The organism is Hymenobacter profundi (genome assembly GCF_019334315.1).
GTDB classification, from domain to species: domain Bacteria; phylum Bacteroidota; class Bacteroidia; order Cytophagales; family Hymenobacteraceae; genus Hymenobacter; species Hymenobacter profundi.
In genome coordinates this window covers 1-15,918 of sequence record NZ_JAHWGL010000113.1, presented here as the reverse complement: position 1 = coordinate 15,918, position 15,918 = coordinate 1, and the positions used below count along the sequence as shown (strand labels likewise).

At 58.5% G+C, this 15,918-nt stretch carries 13 protein-coding genes and 2 tRNA genes; 8 read left to right on the top strand and 7 right to left on the bottom strand.

Annotation, left to right across the window (positions count from 1 at the left end; all coding sequences use genetic code 11):
- Positions 1–180: 180 nt before the first annotated feature.
- Together KYK14_RS18975 and KYK14_RS18970 are read right to left on the bottom strand one after the other, a co-directional pair.
- The gene (locus KYK14_RS18975; RefSeq protein WP_246601937.1) at positions 181–1,272 is read right to left on the bottom strand and encodes a spore photoproduct lyase family protein; all 1,092 of its coding nucleotides are present in this window, start codon (positions 1,270–1,272) and stop codon (positions 181–183) included.
- Positions 1,273–1,388: 116 nt separating this feature from the next.
- A complete protein-coding gene (locus KYK14_RS18970; RefSeq protein ID WP_185280613.1) occupies positions 1,389–1,820 on the bottom strand; it encodes a BLUF domain-containing protein in 432 nt (143 codons plus the stop codon).
- A gap of 215 nt (positions 1,821–2,035) precedes the next feature.
- Between KYK14_RS18970 and KYK14_RS18965 the strand changes: the two genes are divergently transcribed.
- From KYK14_RS18965 to KYK14_RS18950, 4 genes are all read left to right on the top strand, one after another.
- Positions 2,036–3,544, top strand: a complete 1,509-nt coding sequence (locus tag KYK14_RS18965; protein ID WP_219161034.1) for a malate:quinone oxidoreductase — start codon at positions 2,036–2,038, stop codon at positions 3,542–3,544.
- A gap of 195 nt (positions 3,545–3,739) precedes the next feature.
- Positions 3,740–4,735, top strand: a complete 996-nt coding sequence (locus KYK14_RS18960; RefSeq protein ID WP_219161032.1) for an MBL fold metallo-hydrolase — start codon at positions 3,740–3,742, stop codon at positions 4,733–4,735.
- Between the two features lie 260 nt (positions 4,736–4,995).
- Positions 4,996–5,730, top strand: coding sequence for a YebC/PmpR family DNA-binding transcriptional regulator (locus KYK14_RS18955; protein ID WP_185280616.1), 735 nt, complete (start codon positions 4,996–4,998; stop codon positions 5,728–5,730).
- 81 nt (positions 5,731–5,811) lie between these two features.
- Entirely contained in the window at positions 5,812–6,363 is a 552-nt protein-coding gene (locus tag KYK14_RS18950) for a sugar O-acetyltransferase (protein ID WP_219161030.1), read from the top strand.
- Between the two features lie 148 nt (positions 6,364–6,511).
- On the opposite strand, the gene KYK14_RS18945 is transcribed toward KYK14_RS18950, so the two are convergent.
- The 4 genes from KYK14_RS18945 to KYK14_RS18930 all read right to left on the bottom strand — a co-directional run bounded on the left by KYK14_RS18945 (position 6,512) and on the right by KYK14_RS18930 (position 12,506).
- Positions 6,512–6,886, bottom strand: a complete 375-nt coding sequence (locus KYK14_RS18945; protein WP_219161028.1) for a hypothetical protein — start codon at positions 6,884–6,886, stop codon at positions 6,512–6,514.
- A gap of 15 nt (positions 6,887–6,901) precedes the next feature.
- Positions 6,902–7,462 carry an immunity 21 family protein gene (locus KYK14_RS18940; protein ID WP_219161026.1) on the bottom strand — a complete coding sequence of 187 codons (561 nt, stop codon included), beginning with the start codon at positions 7,460–7,462 and terminating at the stop codon, positions 6,902–6,904.
- A gap of 16 nt (positions 7,463–7,478) precedes the next feature.
- The gene (rlmD, locus tag KYK14_RS18935) at positions 7,479–8,891 is read right to left on the bottom strand and encodes a 23S rRNA (uracil(1939)-C(5))-methyltransferase RlmD (protein WP_343217140.1); all 1,413 of its coding nucleotides are present in this window, start codon (positions 8,889–8,891) and stop codon (positions 7,479–7,481) included.
- 216 nt (positions 8,892–9,107) lie between these two features.
- Positions 9,108–12,506, bottom strand: coding sequence for a T9SS type B sorting domain-containing protein (locus KYK14_RS18930; RefSeq protein ID WP_219161025.1), 3,399 nt, complete (start codon positions 12,504–12,506; stop codon positions 9,108–9,110).
- Between the two features lie 183 nt (positions 12,507–12,689).
- Between KYK14_RS18930 and KYK14_RS18925 the strand changes: the two genes are divergently transcribed.
- A complete protein-coding gene (locus KYK14_RS18925; protein ID WP_185280620.1) occupies positions 12,690–13,496 on the top strand; it encodes an SDR family oxidoreductase in 807 nt (268 codons plus the stop codon).
- Between the two features lie 146 nt (positions 13,497–13,642).
- Here KYK14_RS18925 and KYK14_RS18920 read toward each other — a convergent pair whose 3' ends face one another.
- Positions 13,643–14,353, bottom strand: a complete 711-nt coding sequence (locus tag KYK14_RS18920) for an SH3 domain-containing protein (protein ID WP_219161023.1) — start codon at positions 14,351–14,353, stop codon at positions 13,643–13,645.
- Positions 14,354–14,431: 78 nt separating this feature from the next.
- On the opposite strand from KYK14_RS18920, the gene KYK14_RS18915 reads away from it, so the two are divergent.
- The 3 genes from KYK14_RS18915 to bioB all read left to right on the top strand — a co-directional run bounded on the left by KYK14_RS18915 (position 14,432) and on the right by bioB (position 15,864).
- A tRNA-Lys gene (locus tag KYK14_RS18915) sits at positions 14,432–14,504 on the top strand.
- Positions 14,505–14,595: 91 nt separating this feature from the next.
- Positions 14,596–14,668, top strand: a tRNA-Lys gene (locus KYK14_RS18910).
- Between the two features lie 191 nt (positions 14,669–14,859).
- On the top strand, positions 14,860–15,864 hold the full coding sequence (gene bioB, locus KYK14_RS18905; RefSeq protein WP_185280622.1) for a biotin synthase BioB: 1,005 nt from the start codon (positions 14,860–14,862) through the stop codon (positions 15,862–15,864).
- Positions 15,865–15,918 lie beyond the last annotated feature (54 nt).

The following is a 15,918-nucleotide window of genomic DNA, read 5'->3' as shown; positions in this document are numbered from 1 at the left end:
GGAGATGGTGAAGTGGTGAGGTTGTGAGTAAAAACGCGGCTGTCATCCTGAGCTTGCGAAGGACCTTCTCACGCTAGAACGAGTCGTTGTTACACTTGTCGTTCTGACGTGAGAAGGTCCTTCGCAAGCTCAGGATGACAGCCGCGTTTTTACTCACAACCTCACCACTTCACCATCTCCTTAAGTCCAATACTTAATAGGCGCGTGTGGGAAGCGGCGCTGCCATTCCTGGTAGAACCACTCTTTCAACGTGCGCATATCGTCGGGCTGGTACACGTACTTGTGGCCGCCGAACTTATTGCGCTTCACGGCGCGGGTGGCCTCGTCGAAGTCCAGGGAGGTATTGGGGTACCACTGTAGCAGCACGTCTTTGGAGCCGGGCGTGAAGCGGTGGCTGATAAACTCCACTGTCAGGTCGCAGTCGAAATTGAGGGTAGCGGCCAAGCGGTCGAGCAGGTGGGTGTAGTGCTGCTGCCAGTCGGGAATGGGCATAATAGGGGCTAGCACCACCCCTACTGGGTAGCCGCCGCCACCTTCGGTGACGGGTAGGGCCAGCCGGCGCAGGGCTTGCAGGCGCGCTTCCAGCGAGGCCGTGCCGGCTTCCAGCCGCCGCACTATCGGCTCGGCATTCAGGCTGAAACGGGCGCGGGTGTGACCCTGGTGGGGTAGGGAAAGCAGCGAGTCTACATGGTCGTACTTGCTTACGAAGCGCAGTCGGGCGCCCTCGCGCTGGCCGTAGTAGCGGATGCACTCGGCCAAGCTACCCGTCAGGTGCTCAATGCCCAGCACATCGGTGTAGCAGCTCACCTCGAAGCTGGTGAGGCGGCCGGCCTGCTCGTACTGCGCCGTATTTTCCAGCAATTGGGGTAGGTTGGCAAACACGCGCACCACCGGCGGCCCCGAGAGTGACCCCGCCAGGTAGCAGTACTGGCAGTGCGCAGGGCAGCCTTCGGCCAGGTTCATCTGCCAGTCGGCGGAGGGCGGCGTGGGTTGCAGGCGCAGGGCGCTGGGTGGGGCTTTCACCACGGCCAGGGTGCTCTTGGCGCGGCGGTAGGTATCGGCGGTATCGGCGCCGCGCAGGTTGGTGATGCGGTTGCTTTTCAGCAGCTCCACCTCCAGGCCGTGGGCCTCGACGCGGCTCAAAATCTGCTGGCCAAACTCTTCGTCGAGGGCATCGGGGGTGAATACTACGCGCTTGGGCAGCCAGATTTTGGCCGCGTGCGTACGAACGGGAGCGGTATCGAAAAGCGGAAGTTGCGGTAAGTCGATCATCACTTAGCACAACACCAACGTAGGGTAGAAAGATCCTTATCAGCCTATTAGAAGCAGCTTTCTATACATAGTCAAGTTATTATAAATCAATATTTTAAACACAAACACAAAACTATTTATGCCTCGCCTGACTTACTCACAAAACGCACCAGCATATCGCGCAGTTCTACGGGCAGATTGTGGGCGCGCGGCAGCAAAAAAGTGGTACGGCTGGAGTCGACGTAGCCAGCCAAGCGGGCAAATTCCGGCGCCGAAGCCTCGCCAAATCCCATGCTCCAGTCCGGAAACAGGCGTCGCTCACTGGTACCCTCGGCCACCGTTGCAACGTGGTAGTGGCGGGGGTCAGTAGCAATGGTACCGTACAGCTGCTCGATGGCCTCGGGCGGACCTTCCAGCACCTGCAAAATCTGGCCGGCACTGTACAGCAACATGCCCGTCACGCGGAGCGTGTGGTTTTTTGCCCGCGCCCGGACCAGAATCTGCTCCAACTCTGCCGGGGTGAAAGGCTTCTCGGCCACACTCGTGTAGACAATATAGTGTAGGGGCATGCGCAACCAAGCTAATGTTGTAATGTCGTGCTTAATACACGTCTCTGGGGAAAAATGTTCGTTTTCAACCGTTTGCTTGGGGTATTGTTGAGCTGCTAGCGCACCGTTTGGGGTAGGCCGTACTGCCGTGGTTAACAGGTTTTCGTGTGCATAAACCGAACAACTCGGATACTTTTGCGTTTTCTACCTGATTTCTCGCTCTGTACCTTTTATCTATGAGCCCTTCGCTCTCTCCAACTTCTTCTGTTGATGTAATTCTGATTGGCGCAGGCATCATGAGCGCCACACTGGGCACGATGCTCAAGGAATTACAACCCGACCTGACCATTGCCATCTTCGAGCGCCTCGATTTGGTGGCCGCCGAAAGCTCCGATGCCTGGAACAATGCCGGCACGGGCCACTCGGCCTTTTGCGAACTGAACTACACCCCCCAGCGCCCCGACGGCTCCGTGGACATCAGCAAGGCCGTGAAAATTGCCGAACAGTTTGAGCAGTCCAAGCAGTTCTGGTCTTTCTTCGTAGAGAAAGGCGTGCTGCCCGAACCGCATGAATTCATTCAGCAAGTGCCGCACATGAGTTTCGTGTGGGGCAGCAACAACGTGGACTTCTTGCAAAAGCGCTTCGACGCGCTTATCAAGTCGCCCCTGTTTGCGGGTATGCAATACAGCGAGGACCGCCAGCAGCTGGCCGACTGGATGCCACTGGTGATGGATGGCCGCGACCCACAGACGCCCGTGGCGGCTACCTATATGCCTATTGGTACCGACGTCAACTTCGGCGCCCTCACCCGCACGCTGTTCGAGCGGTTGCAAGAGATGCCGGGCGTATCGTTTCACCTCAACCACGAGGTAGAGAAACTGAAGCAAAAGCCCGACGGCACGTGGCGCATTCGCGTGCGTGACCGGGCCGCCGATACCTCGCGCAAGGTATACGGTAAGTTCGTGTTCATTGGCGCGGGCGGCGGCTCCCTCCCCCTACTCGAAAAATCGGATATTCCGGAAGGCCACGGCTTTGGCGGTTTTCCGGTGAGCGGGCAGTGGCTTAAGTGCACCAACCCCGACGTAATTGCCCAGCACGGCGCCAAAGTATACGGCAAAGCCGCCGTGGGCTCGCCGCCCATGTCGGTGCCGCACCTGGACACGCGTCAGATCAACGGCCGCAAGGAGTTGCTGTTTGGTCCTTATGCCGGCTTCACCACCAAGTTCCTCAAGAAGGGTTCTTACCTGGATTTGCTGAAGTCCATCCGGGCCGGCAACGTGCGGCCCATGCTGATTGCCGGGGCCAAAAACCTACCCCTCACCCGCTACCTGATTCAGCAGGTGCGCCAGTCGCCACAAGACCGCCTGAACGCCCTGCGCGACTACCTGCCCACCGCCCGCGCCGAGGACTGGGAGCTGGAAGTGGCTGGCCAGCGCGTGCAGGTGATCAAGAAAGACGCTAAAGAAGGCGGCGTTCTGGAGTTCGGTACCGAAGTAGTGGCGGCCGCCGATGGCTCCATTGCCGCGTTGCTGGGCGCCTCACCCGGCGCTTCTACAGCCGTAAGCATTATGCTGGGCCTAGTGCAGCGCTGCTTCCCCGAGCAAGCTGCTACCCCCGAGTGGCAGGCGAAGTTCAAAGCCATGATTCCTTCCTTCGGGCAGGAGCTGGCTAGCAACCCAGCCTTGTGCGAGGAGCTTCGGGCCAAAACCAGCGAGGTACTGGAGCTGGAAGCCGTAGCGCAGTAGTAGTGTCATTTCGAACGCAGTGAGAAATCTGGTTAACTGATACTAGATTTCTCACTGCGTTCGAAATGACAACGCCCTTACAGCCCCGTCCTGTTTTCCAGTGTGAAAGCAGGGCGGGGCTTTTCTTGTATATCCCTACCCTGCTCAGCAACTTTCCGTATACGGTACCTCCCATTCATCTCTTTCCTGACTGTTATGCAACAAGTAGCCCCTGGTGTACACCAGCTTACCATCCAACGCTTCGTTAATCTATACTTTGTCGAAACCGGCACGCCCGGCGAGTGGGTGCTGGTAGACACCGGCCTACCCGGTTCTAAACAAGCAATTATCGAAGCGGCTGATAAGCTGTTCTACCCCGGCACGCACCCCGAGGCTATCATCCTCACCCACGGCCACATGGACCACGCTGGCTCGGCGCAGGCGCTGTCGGAACACTGGAACGTGCCGGTGCTGGCCCATCCGTTGGAGCTACCGTTTCTCACAGGCAAAGCTGTGTATCCGCCCGCCGATCCTACCGTGGAAGGGGGCGGCTCGCTGGCCTTCGTCAGCCGGTTTTTCCCGCCGCAGTCGTTCCACCTTCCCAACGTGCAAGCTCTACCCGAGAACGACGTAGACCCACCCTTCCTGCCCGACTGGCAGTGGTACCACGTGCCAGGCCATGCGCCCGGTCAGGTAGCCTTGTTCCGCGAAAAAGACCGTACCCTGCTTGGCGGCGATGCCTTTGCGACGGCCAACCACGAGTCGGTGCCCTCGCTGCTGTTGCAACGACCCTGTATCAGTGTGGCCGGCGCACCCTTCAACTACGACTGGCAACAGGTGCGCGACTCCGTGCGCCAACTAGCGGAGCTACAGCCACAAGCCATCGGCTGCGGCCACGGCCCAGTGATTACGGGTCTGGAAGCCACCATGGGCCTCCAACGCCTGGCCGATGAGTTTCCGCTGCCGCTCTATGGCCGCTATGCCTACACGCCTGCCCGCCTCGACGAGAACGGGGTGGCCCACCTGCCCGTTGCCCCACCCGACCAATTCCCCAAAAAGCTGATTGCCGTAGCGGGTGCAGGCCTTTTAGCCGTCGGCCTCACGTTCCTGTTCGACAAAAAGAAGAAAAAAGCCAAGCGGGTGAAACCGGAAAGTCCCACACACAAAACGCCCAAGAAATTCCGGCGCCAAAGCGCCAGCACCTGGGAATAGGAGTTGCTGGCTTGCTACGGCCCAACGGCGCAGCTGTGGTGTACTAACCGCGGCTGCGCCGTTGGGCCGTATTGGTGACTCTTCTTGCGTGCCTCTCCCTACCCTGCCAGCGGTAGCGCAGTCAGTTTGAGCATCTACTTTGCGCCGCCTACCTACGCCCAACATTGCGCCCCGCCCGGCTTTCTGCTAACTTGCAACCCCGTTCGACCTCATATCGAACGCAAAAATCTACCACTCACCATTTCATAATTTCACTATAGATGGGACGCGCATTTGAATTTCGCAAAGGTCGCAAAATGAAGCGCTGGGACCGGATGTCCAAAGATTTCACCCGTATCGGCAAGGAAATCGTGATGGCCGTGAAGGAAAACGGCCCCAACCCCGATACCAACTCCCGCCTGCGCACAGCCATTCAGAACGCGAAGGGCGTGAATATGCCCAAAGACCGGGTAGACGCCGCTATTAAGCGGGCCAGCAGCCGCGAAGAAAAAGATTATCAAGAAGTTGTATATGAAGGCTACGCACCGCACGGCGTGGCTATTGTGGTGGAAACTGCCACCGACAACCCTACCCGCACTGTGGCCAACGTGCGCATGTACTTCAACCGCGGCAACGGCACACTGGGCACCTCCGGCTCTTCCGACTACACCTTCACCCGCAAGGGCGTGTTCAAGCTGGCTGCCGAGGGTCTCGACCGCGACGAGCTTGAGTTGGAGCTGATTGACTTCGGCGCCGAAGACGTGTACGAAGACCAGGAGGAGGACGAGCACGGCCACGTAACCAACCTGATGGTGGTGGAATGCGCGTTCCCCGATTTCGGCCAGTTGCAAAAGGCACTAGAAGAAAAAGGCGTTAACGTAATTAGCGCGCAGTTGCAGCGCGTGCCCAACACCACCGTATCGTTGGACGAGGAGCAGGCCGAGGAAGTGCTCAAGCTCATCGACCGGTTTGAGGAGGACGACGACGTACAGGCCGTGTACCATACGTTGGGCTAATCCCCTTCCGCATTTTGCAAAACGGGCCGCTCCTACCCTGGGGTGGCCCGTTTTTATTGGCTACCCCTTATCCCCTCCCCCATGCCCACCGAAAAAGAAAAGATGTTGGCCGGCGAGTTGTACCAGGCCAACGACCCCGAGCTGGTAGCCGAACGCCTCCGCGCCAAGCAGCTTTGTCACCGCTACAACCAGGAACCGATAGAGTTGAACAAGCAGATACTAGCCGAACTACTTGGCTATGAAACCAACGCTCATATCGAAACCAGCTTCCGCTGTGACTACGGCTACAACATCCAATTAGGCCAGAATTTCTATGCCAACTACAACCTGGTGGTACTAGACTGCGCCCCCGTCACCATCGGCGACAACGTGTTCATAGCGCCCAACGTGGTGCTGACCACTGCCGGCCACCCCGTAGAGGTAGGGCCGCGCATTGCCGGTTGGGAGTTTGCCCGCCCCATCACCATCGGCGACAACGTGTGGCTCGGCACTGGGGTGCTCGTGATGCCTGGCGTGACGATTGGCGCGGGCTCGGTCATTGGCGCGGGCAGCGTAGTCACGCGCGACGTGCCGCCGGGCGTAGTGGCCGTGGGCAACCCCTGCCGGGTGCTGCGGAAGGTGGTAGAGAGGTAGGCAGGCTGTTCAAAAAAAGTGTCATCCTGAGCAGCGCGAAGGACCTTCTCACGGCAGAACGATAGACGTATCAACGACTTGTTCTGCCGTGAGAAGGTCCTTCGCGCTGCTCAGGATGACACTATATTTCTATGATGCCACTCCTACCCTAATCCTCTGGGTAGGGAATGAACACGAAATTGGTGAACTCCTCATCCACCACAAACAAGCAGCAAAATTCGTCGGCGTCTTTGTACGTCTGTTGGAACGCTTCTATGCCTTCCGCACCCACGATGCCCTGCTGCACCAGCAGTTCCAGGTAGGAAGCAAACACGTGCCACTCCAGGCCCGCCTCGTCAGCATTCACCAGCAAGCTTCCCAGCGGCACCTCTTGCCGGGCAAAAATGAACACCGGGTATTTGGAAATATCGCGCTTCCGGATTTGAGAGGAAGCCTCTTGCAGCGTATCGGAAACAGCGGCAAAATCCTTGGTGATGGTACCGAGGTATTTGCCGTTCAGTTCGGGGTCGTTGGCGTAGTCCATTCAGTGTGGTTGATTTCAGGCCGCTTTCACGCGGATAATTCGAAGTTGAAACTCAGCAGTATCATACAAGCATGCTCCTACTTGGTATGTACCTGCCGGACAATCGGCTTTAATACTTTCAAAATCTGAATCTCGCATACAATCTGTTGCGGCAAACAGAACGAATCCTTCAGTGGAAACTAGCTCTAGCCCCGTATTTGAATACGCATTAGGATGGATTGTGAGTAGAATAGACTGGCAATCTGGTTCTGCTTCTGTCCAAAACTCTGGGACCAAAATGTAACCACCGAGAAAATCAGTTGCTGAAACCCAAGCAGCAAAAGGAATTTCGCCGCATATCACTAGTGCTTTACCGTTTGCAATGGGAACCAAGCCAGCTTCTTGAGGAAGCATAGAAATGGCGCAAGCCAAGTCATAATCAGTAGCAGGTTCCTTAGGATCGTTTGAAGCTCGGAAACTAGATTCAACAATCCGCCCATTTGAAGGGGAATTAATTCCTTCCCAGTAGGCAACCAATTCTACCGGACAAAGCAATTGTGGAACGCCACTGGTTACGCCGGAACTCCAATCTTCCACTCCGAACATTACCATACTACCGCAGCTCCAGCAGCACCACGTTCTCCACGTGGTGGGTATGCGGGAACATATCCACTGGCTGCACCTTCACCACCTTATACGCCTCGTCCAGCAGTTCCAAATCTCTTGCTTGGGTAGCAGGGTTGCAGCTGACGTACACGATACGTGGGGCGCGCATTTCCAGCAGGCGCTGCACCACATCTACGTGCATGCCGGCGCGGGGCGGGTCGGTGATGACCACGTCGGGGCGGCCGTGCTGTTGGATGAAGTCGGCGGAAAGGACGTCCTTCATGTCGCCGGCGTAGAACTCGGTGTTCGTCACACCGTTGATTTCGGAGTTCACGCGGGCGTCCTGCACGGCTTGCTCCACGTACTCTACCCCTACCACGTGCCGGGCCTGGCGGGCCACGAAGTTGGCGATGGTGCCGGCGCCGGTATAAAGGTCATATACCAACTCATTGCCAGATAATTGCGCGAAGTCGCGGGCAATCTTGTAGAGGTTGTAGGCGCCCGCCGAGTTGGTTTGGTAAAACGACTTCGGCCCTACCCGGAAGCGCAGGCCTTCCATCTCCTCCTCAATATAGGGCTTGCCTTTGTAGCACACTACTTCCAGGTCGTGGAAGGTTTCGTTGCCCTTGTCGTTGAGGACATAGTTGAGCGAGGTAATTTCCGGAAACTTCTCGTACACGTAGTCCAGCAGCGGCTCTATGGCCTGGTGCTGGCGGTAGCACTGCAAAATCACCATCAGCTCGCCGGTGCTTTCGGCCGTGCGGATGATGAGGTTGCGCAGCAAGCCGGTTTGCTTGATGATGTTGCCGAAGCGCAGCTCGTTTTCGCGCGCGTAGTTGCGGATGGCGAGGCGGATGGCGTTGCTGGGCTCGGGTTGTAGCCAGCAGTGTTCCACATCGATAATCTTATCGAAGCGGCCGGGCGTGTGGAAACCGAGGGCGCGGCGGTCAAAATCGGCCCCGCTCTTGATCTGTTCTTCCGTCAGCCAGCCCATAAAGCTGAACGTGAATTCGAGCTTGTTGCGGTAGTACTGCAAGGCCGGCGAGTGCGCGATGGGCAGCACTTCCGGAATCTGCACCTTGCCAATGCGTTGCAGGGTGTCTTCCACTTGCTGCTGCTTGTACTTGGTTTGGGTGTCGTAGCCAAGGTGCTGCCACTTGCAGCCCCCGCAAGTACCAAAGTGCTGGCAAAACGGCTCTACGCGCAGGTCAGAGTACTTATGGAAGTGCGTGGGCACGGCTTCCAGGAAGTTCTTTTTGCTTCTGGTAACGCGCAGGTCCACCACGTCGCCGGGTGCTACCTGGGTCACGAATATGACGAGGTTTTCGTGGCGGACAATGCACTTGCCCTCGGCCACCATGTCCTGAATCTCTACTTCGCGGAGTGCCTCCGCCGGAATTTTCTTTGCAGTCTTGTTCACAAGGGCAAAGATAATTCGTCTGAACCACGGATTCGCTCGGATTTTCCGGATTACACGGATTTTGTGAACGATTTCTCCGCCTCCCAGGGCTGAAGCCCTGGGCTAATTGGTGGAAACGTAACGGTAGATGCTCAGTAGCCCAAGGCTTCAGCCCTGGGATAACAGGCCCGCCTACAAAATCCGATCAATTCGTCTAACTCGCTAAAGTCCGTGAGCTTACTTCACAATTTCAAACCACCCTTTGTACTGCGTGCCATCGGCTAGTTTGAAGAGGTAGTAATGCGTGCCAGGACCGGTTTTTTCGCCGCCCCAGGTGTTGCGGTAGTCGCGGGCGGAGTACACTTCCTTACCCCATCGGTCGAAAATAGTGAGGGTGTTGCCGGGGTAGAGGGCCACATTGTCCACGAAAAACACGTCGTTTAGGCCGTCGCCGTTGGGGGTGATGATGTTGTACAGCAGGATTTTATTGGCGAAGTCCACACAAGCGTCGTTGGAGTACGAGGCCAGCGCACCCGCCCCAATAGCCTTCACCCGAAAGCACTGATTGAACCCCGCCGCGCTGGTCGCAAGCGACGCCCGCAGAGTAGCGCCCGGCACGGTAGCTACCAGGGTAGGCGCACCCTGGTCGGCTACGCGGTACACCTCATACTGTTGCACAGCAAAGCCTTGGTAGGCGCTCCACTGCACCAGCACCGAGCCCTCGGCGCGGCCGCCGGCTGCCTCCGTAGCCACAGCGGTGGTGTGGATGATGGTATGCGCCGGGCTGGTGAGTTCGGTACCGCAGGCGTTGGCTAGGGCCAAGCGATATTCGTAGGCCTGCGTATCGGTATCGGCGGAGGCATCGGTGTAGGTAGTGGCAGTGTTGGGCACATCGCCTACCCGAACAAAGCTGCCGGTGGTGCCGGCTGTACGGCGCTGGATGATGATCCGCTGAGCATTATCAGCATTTATCGGCGCTTGGAACGTGAGCTGTACTTGACGGTCGTCCGTTAGGCTCACGCTGGCTACTTGCAGATCGAGGCTGACGTTGTCGGGGCGCACTTGCAGGGTGTTTTCCGGACCAGCGCAACCGTACTGCGAGGTTTCAAGCACTTGCACGGTCTTCACGCTGGCGTTGTTCGGGTAGTCGACGGTGATGCTGCCGGTGCCCTGGCCGCTGGTGATGGTGCCGCCCGTTACGGTCCACTGGTAGGTAGAGCCCGCCAGTCCCGTCAGCGAGTAGCGCAGACCCGTTAGATTCTCGGGACACACGCGGGTAGGGCCAGCAATAGCTACCGCCACCGGCAGCGGATCTACTACAAACTGCTTGGCGTAAAGCGGCCCCACACAAGCACTGGTTTCGAGGGCTGTAAGCGTGTAGGTGCCCACGGCAGGCACCGCAAACGTGGTGCTGTTGCCCGTTGGCGTGAGCGTAGTCGACTGTTGCGTAGCCGTGTTCAGCAGCGTAAACTGATAGGTAGAGGTAGCAAAACCCGGCAGCGAAAACGTGACAGGGCTACTACCCACACAGGCACGGTCGGGGCCAGCAATGGTCAGAGTGGTAGCGGGTGGCGCCACCACTTCCACCTCCAAAGGCGCGCTCACGCCCAGGCACCGCACCGTACCACCGGGGTTGCTGGTTTCCGTGACCTGCAACCGGGTAGTGCCCAGCTGCGTCCAGGTAACTTGCACGGTAGCCCGATCGGTACTCGCCTGCGTGCCGCCTGTAAGCTGCCAGGCGTAGCTGGAGCCGTTGGTATACTGTGTTTGGTAGGTGTAGGTGCTCCCCAGGCACACCCGTACCGGCCCCGTAGGCGTTTCAGTAGCTAATTGCTGATTGATAACCACGGGCAGCGTAACTGGTTGCGCCGGGCACCCATACGCCGTAGTACCCAGCACCTGCACGCTGGCATTCGCATTGGCTGCTCCCCAGTTCACCGAAATGCTGCCGGTGCCCTGGCCGCTGGCAATGGTGCCACCCGTCACGGTCCACTGGTAGGTAGCGTTGCGCGGGTTGCGGACGCTGTACGTGACGCCCTGCACCGTGGGGCACACCGAGCGGCTGCCGCTAATGGTATCCAGCGCCGGCGTGGGGTTCACCGTTATGCGCACCGTGCGCTGCTGCGTGCAGCCACTGGCAGAGGTAGCCGTCAGCACATACGGCACTATAATAGGTACTGTGCCGGGGTTCGTAGGCGTGAGGGTAGGGTTGGCGGCGGTGGCGCTGCTGAGGCCGGCGGCCGGGCTCCACTGGTAGCTGATGCCCGCCACGGCCACGGCGCCCAACTGCGTTGCCTCGCCCGAGCACACCGTGCGGTCGGGGCCAGCCGTTACGGCCGGGGCAGCCACTACCCGCACGCGGTAAATAACCGCCGCACTCTTGCTGTTGCAGGCGTTGTCGGTGGCCGTTACAATCACGTCGTACGGCTCGGTGCGGGCCGAGCCGCAGGCCGGCACAAAGCGGAACGTACCCGTGACGCTGCCCGCACCGGTTACTACAGCCCTGCCCGTGCCACCGGGGGTAACCACCGTGCCGGGGTCATTGTTGAAGGTAGCATCGAAGCCCCCGGCACCATCCAGCAGCACGCTGGCAGCGCGCAGGACAATACGTTGGTCTTCCGGGTCAGTAGCGGTAGTGGTCAATGTCAACGCCTGACCTTCCAGTACAGTGTATTCCTGCGCTGTAGCACTGCCGCCGCTAAACTCGGGGGCTTTGTTGGGCTCACAGGCACGGGCTACCAGCTGCACGTCGCGCCGGGTAGTGCCCACCAGACTGTCGCGCCCGGCAATGCGGCGATACTCACGCACATCCACTGCTATAACGTATTTGCCCAGCGCGGGCGCCGCGTAGCGGCTCAGGCCCGTATTCTTATCCAGAAACGCGTAGCTGCCCGCTATCGGTCCAAAAGGTTGCTGCGCGCTGTACTGCGCAGGGTAGGTAATCAGCTGGGGCGGCGGGACGAAGAAGGTAGGCAGTGTACGATACGTACCGCCGTAGGGCGTACCAAAGGAATATTCCAGCCGGTCGCCGTCCGGGTCATAGGCATTGTTGATGATGATGGACGTATCGCCCTGACAGACAACGGCCACAGCTGTATCTGAGAAGTTGGGCGAGCTATTGGGAATGCTGGGCGGCGCCATATCCGCATACAGCGTCATGCCCTCGTTGTTGGGCCGTATGATGTTGGTTACATCGTTGTTGCGGGCCGTTTCGGAGAAAAACGCATAGTAGCCACGGGCATCGGCGGGCAGCGCCACTGTGGCTTCGTAGCGGTTAAGCCGAATCTTCACCGCCGTATTGCCCGCGGTGGTACAAGAGCCATTACTGGCCGGCTTGATAAGCGTGTTCTGTGTACGGGGTAGCGTGATGGAGCGCACAAGCAGCCCTGTCGTGCGGCTGTAGATGCCCACCAACTCCGACACCCGTCCACCCGGTACCTGTGAGGTCTGCTCATCAGCATTAAAGTAAACGACCATCGACAACCGGTACTGATAGGGCGTAGCTGCCGGGCCGCTGGTGTTCAAATATTGGTAGCTGATTTCACCGCCCAACAGGTGCGACGCCCGAGCAGATTGCCCGGCTGTGCCCACCAGCACCAGCATTAGCCATACTACCCACAGTAAACTTGAACGCATACGGTATAAGTGAAAATAAAAGAATCGGCCTAACTCGCCGATAGTACGGACTAAAGTAGAGACATTTTCCTGCTCCTTCCTCGCAGAATCGACCGGATTATTTCCTTACTCGCCCAGCCGCCCCTCCCACCGGAAAGCAGTAGCTTTGCCGACCATATCCACCGCCGTTTTTGGTTGACTGTTATGAAAGGAAAAGTTGTACTTATTACCGGGGGCACTTCCGGCATTGGCCGGGCCTGCGCCGTGGCGTTTGGGCAGGCTGGCGCCAGCATCGTTGTAACCGGGCGCGACGAAAGCCGCCTCGCTGACACTGCGCAGCAGCTCACGCAGTTGGGCATTACGCACCGCACCGTGCGCGCCGACGTAGGGGTGGAGGCCGATGCCGCTCGCGCCGTAGACGAAGCCATAGCTGCGTTCGGCCGTCTCGATGTGCTGCTCAACAACGCCGGCATTTCCATGCGAGCCAAGTTTGCCGATGCTGATTTGAGCGTGATTGAGCGCCTGATGCAGACCAACTTTTTCGGCACCGTATACACCACTAAGTTTGCCCTACCCCACATTGTGGCTAGCAAAGGCTCTATTGTGGGTATTTCTAGCATTGCCGGCTACCGGGGCCTACCCGGCCGCACGGGCTACTCGGCTTCTAAGTTCGCTATGCAAGGCTTTTTGGAAGCCTTGCGCACAGAATTGCTACCCCAGGGTGTGCACGTGCTAGTGGCCTGCCCCGGTTTCACGGCGTCCAACATTCGCCAGACCGCCCTGGCCGCCGATGGTTCTGCCCAAGGCGAGTCGCCCCGCGATGAGCAGAAGATGATGAGCAGCGAAGAAGTGGCCCGTCATATCTTGCGCGCCGTGCAGCAACGCCGCCGCGACCTGGTTCTCACTAGTATGGGCAAGCTCACGGTCTTTCTGAATAAGATCCTACCCGGCTTGTCTGATAAACTGGTGCTCAATCACTTCCGCAAGGAAGAAGCTGATTTTTCGCTGTAATTTTATAGAGCAGTTACAAGGAAGTGTATCCTCCTGAGCTTGCGAAGGGCCTTATCACAGGAGAACAACGAGCGTACCAATAGTTCGCTCTCACGTGATAAGGCCCTTCGCAAGCTCAGGAGGACACACTTCCCTGTATCTCTACCCTACTGCACTTCCAGCAGGTCGTGCTGCCGGATGTAGGCGTCTTTGCCCTGCCAGCGCACACGGTACCATACGTCTTGCTTGCCCAGCACAACCAGTCGGTCTCCGACGGCGGCGGTAGTCAGCCACGTGGCGCCGGGGCTGGGGCCTGCCATGAGGGCCGCGCGCGACCGGGCCACTAGGCCGCTACGTTCAGGGCGTAACAGATTCAGGAAAGCCGCCGTGGCCAGCACGTATGCGGCGTAGGCTACCCACCAACCCCGCCGCTCGCGGCGCCGCAGCCACAACACAGTGCCGCCTACCACCGCCACTAGCAATGCGACTTGCAACAGACGGTAGTAGTAGCGCCGAAACACGATGCGCAATTGCTGCCGCCAAGAATCGGGGTAGCCCGTGAGGCGGTGGCGTTGGGCCAGACTCGCCATCTTGGCCCAAGTAGAGCGCCGGGGCTGACGGGCTTGTGCCAGGCTCAGGTAGTAGAGGGCCGCTGGGTAGTGCCCTAGCCCCTCCTGCACATAGGCCATGCGCAGCAACATGCGGGGCGAGTAGACTTTTTGCTGCCGCAGCACTTGCCGGTAAAAAGGGTAGGCAGCCTCTATCGAGTCGGCGGCGAATAAAGAATCTGCCTTTTGCAGCGCCTCAGTATCTTTTTGAGCCAGAATTGGTTGGCTACCCAGCAGCGCCAGAAATGAAAAAAATAAGGCCTTTTTCAACAAAATATTTGGACAATCAGGAGTCAACTCCCTACTTTTGTGCCACAATAACGGAAAACGCTCCTGTTATTGCAATTTGATTCTGTAGCTCAGCTGGTAGAGCAGTACACTTTTAATGTACGGGTCCTGGGTTCGAATCCCAGCGGGATCACACAAAGCCTCGCAATTGGCGGGGCTTTTTCGTCTCTCATGAAGGTAGGCACAGCCCTATCGGCACCAGCATGAGAGCTTTTATTTCTTCTGATTCTGTAGCTCAGCTGGTAGAGCAGTACACTTTTAATGTACGGGTCCTGGGTTCGAATCCCAGCGGGATCACGCAAATCGTTGAACAGCCCCAGGCACTAGTTGCTTGGGGCTGTTTTGTTTAGCGCCAGGGCAAGCCCAATACTGCGGAAAAGTCGCGCAAAACCGACTACTTTGTATCTTGCAAACCGCTCAAACGTCACTTTCACGTGACGAAGCGTTCTAAAATCTGACTTACTGGCAACTCACAACCGGCAATTCCTATGCTGCGCACCGACTGGACCCTCGACGAAGTAAACGCTATTTATCACCAACCCGTGCTGGAGCTGGTAGCCCAGGCTGCGGCTGTGCACCGCGAGTTTCAGGCTACTGGCGAGGTGCAGGTATGCACGCTCCTGAGCGTGAAAACTGGCGGCTGCCCCGAGGACTGCGCCTACTGCCCCCAGGCCGCCCGCTACCACACCGGCGTGCAGGCCCACAAGCTCCTCCCCGATGCCGAAGTATTGGCTTCGGCCCAACGCGCCAAAGACTCGGGCTCTACCCGCTTCTGCATGGGCGCCGCCTGGCGCGAGGTGCGCGACAATCGCGACTTTGACCGGGTATTGAACATGGTGACCGAAGTGAACAATATTGGCCTGGAAGTGTGCTGCACCCTGGGCATGCTGAACGAGTACCAGGCCGAGCGCCTGAAAGAAGCGGGCCTCTACGCCTACAACCACAACCTCGACACCAGCCGCGAGCACTACAACGACATCATCACCACCCGCACCTACGACGACCGTCTCGACACGCTGGAGCACGTGCGCAAAGCCGGTATTTCGGTGTGTTCGGGCGGCATCATCGGCCTGGGCGAGACGGATGAGGACCGCGTGGCCATGCTGCACACGCTGGCTACCCTACCCCAGCACCCTGAGTCGGTGCCGGTGAATGCGCTGGTGCCGGTAGAGGGCACGCCCCTGGCCGAGCAGCCCCGCGTGAGTGTATGGGAAATGCTTCGCATGATTGCCACGGCCCGCCTGCTGATGCCCAAAACCATTGTGCGCCTCTCGGCCGGCCGTCAGGAAATGCCCGTAACCGAGCAAGCACTCTGCTTCCTGGCCGGCGCCAACTCCATCTTCTCCGGCGAAAAACTCCTCACTACCCCCAACCCCGATTTCGACGCTGATAAGCAGATGTTTGAGCTGCTGGGCCTGAAGCCCCGTAAGGCGTTTAAGGACGTGCCGCAGGGGGCCGCGGTATTAGGGAAGCAGGAAGCGGCAACTGTTTAAGGGAAATAATTTCCCATTTTGTCTGTTAAGCCTTCGCGTGTCATCCTGAGCCTG

What these genes read in the sequence shown, in the direction of transcription:
- KYK14_RS18960 (WP_219161032.1), top strand. Translation starts at nt 3,740, where the DNA reads ATGCAACAAGTAGCCCCTGGTGTACACCAGCTTACCATCCAACGCTTC.
- KYK14_RS18970 (WP_185280613.1), bottom strand. Translation starts at nt 1,820, where the DNA reads ATGCCCCTACACTATATTGTCTACACGAGTGTGGCCGAGAAGCCTTTC.
- KYK14_RS18945 (WP_219161028.1), bottom strand. Translation starts at nt 6,886, where the DNA reads ATGGACTACGCCAACGACCCCGAACTGAACGGCAAATACCTCGGTACC.
- KYK14_RS18955 (WP_185280616.1), top strand. Translation starts at nt 4,996, where the DNA reads ATGGGACGCGCATTTGAATTTCGCAAAGGTCGCAAAATGAAGCGCTGG.
- KYK14_RS18950 (WP_219161030.1), top strand. Translation starts at nt 5,812, where the DNA reads ATGCCCACCGAAAAAGAAAAGATGTTGGCCGGCGAGTTGTACCAGGCC.
- bioB (WP_185280622.1), top strand. Translation starts at nt 14,860, where the DNA reads ATGCTGCGCACCGACTGGACCCTCGACGAAGTAAACGCTATTTATCAC.
- KYK14_RS18975 (WP_246601937.1), bottom strand. Translation starts at nt 1,272, where the DNA reads ATGATCGACTTACCGCAACTTCCGCTTTTCGATACCGCTCCCGTTCGT.
- KYK14_RS18965 (WP_219161034.1), top strand. Translation starts at nt 2,036, where the DNA reads ATGAGCCCTTCGCTCTCTCCAACTTCTTCTGTTGATGTAATTCTGATT.
- KYK14_RS18930 (WP_219161025.1), bottom strand. Translation starts at nt 12,506, where the DNA reads ATGCGTTCAAGTTTACTGTGGGTAGTATGGCTAATGCTGGTGCTGGTG.
- KYK14_RS18925 (WP_185280620.1), top strand. Translation starts at nt 12,690, where the DNA reads ATGAAAGGAAAAGTTGTACTTATTACCGGGGGCACTTCCGGCATTGGC.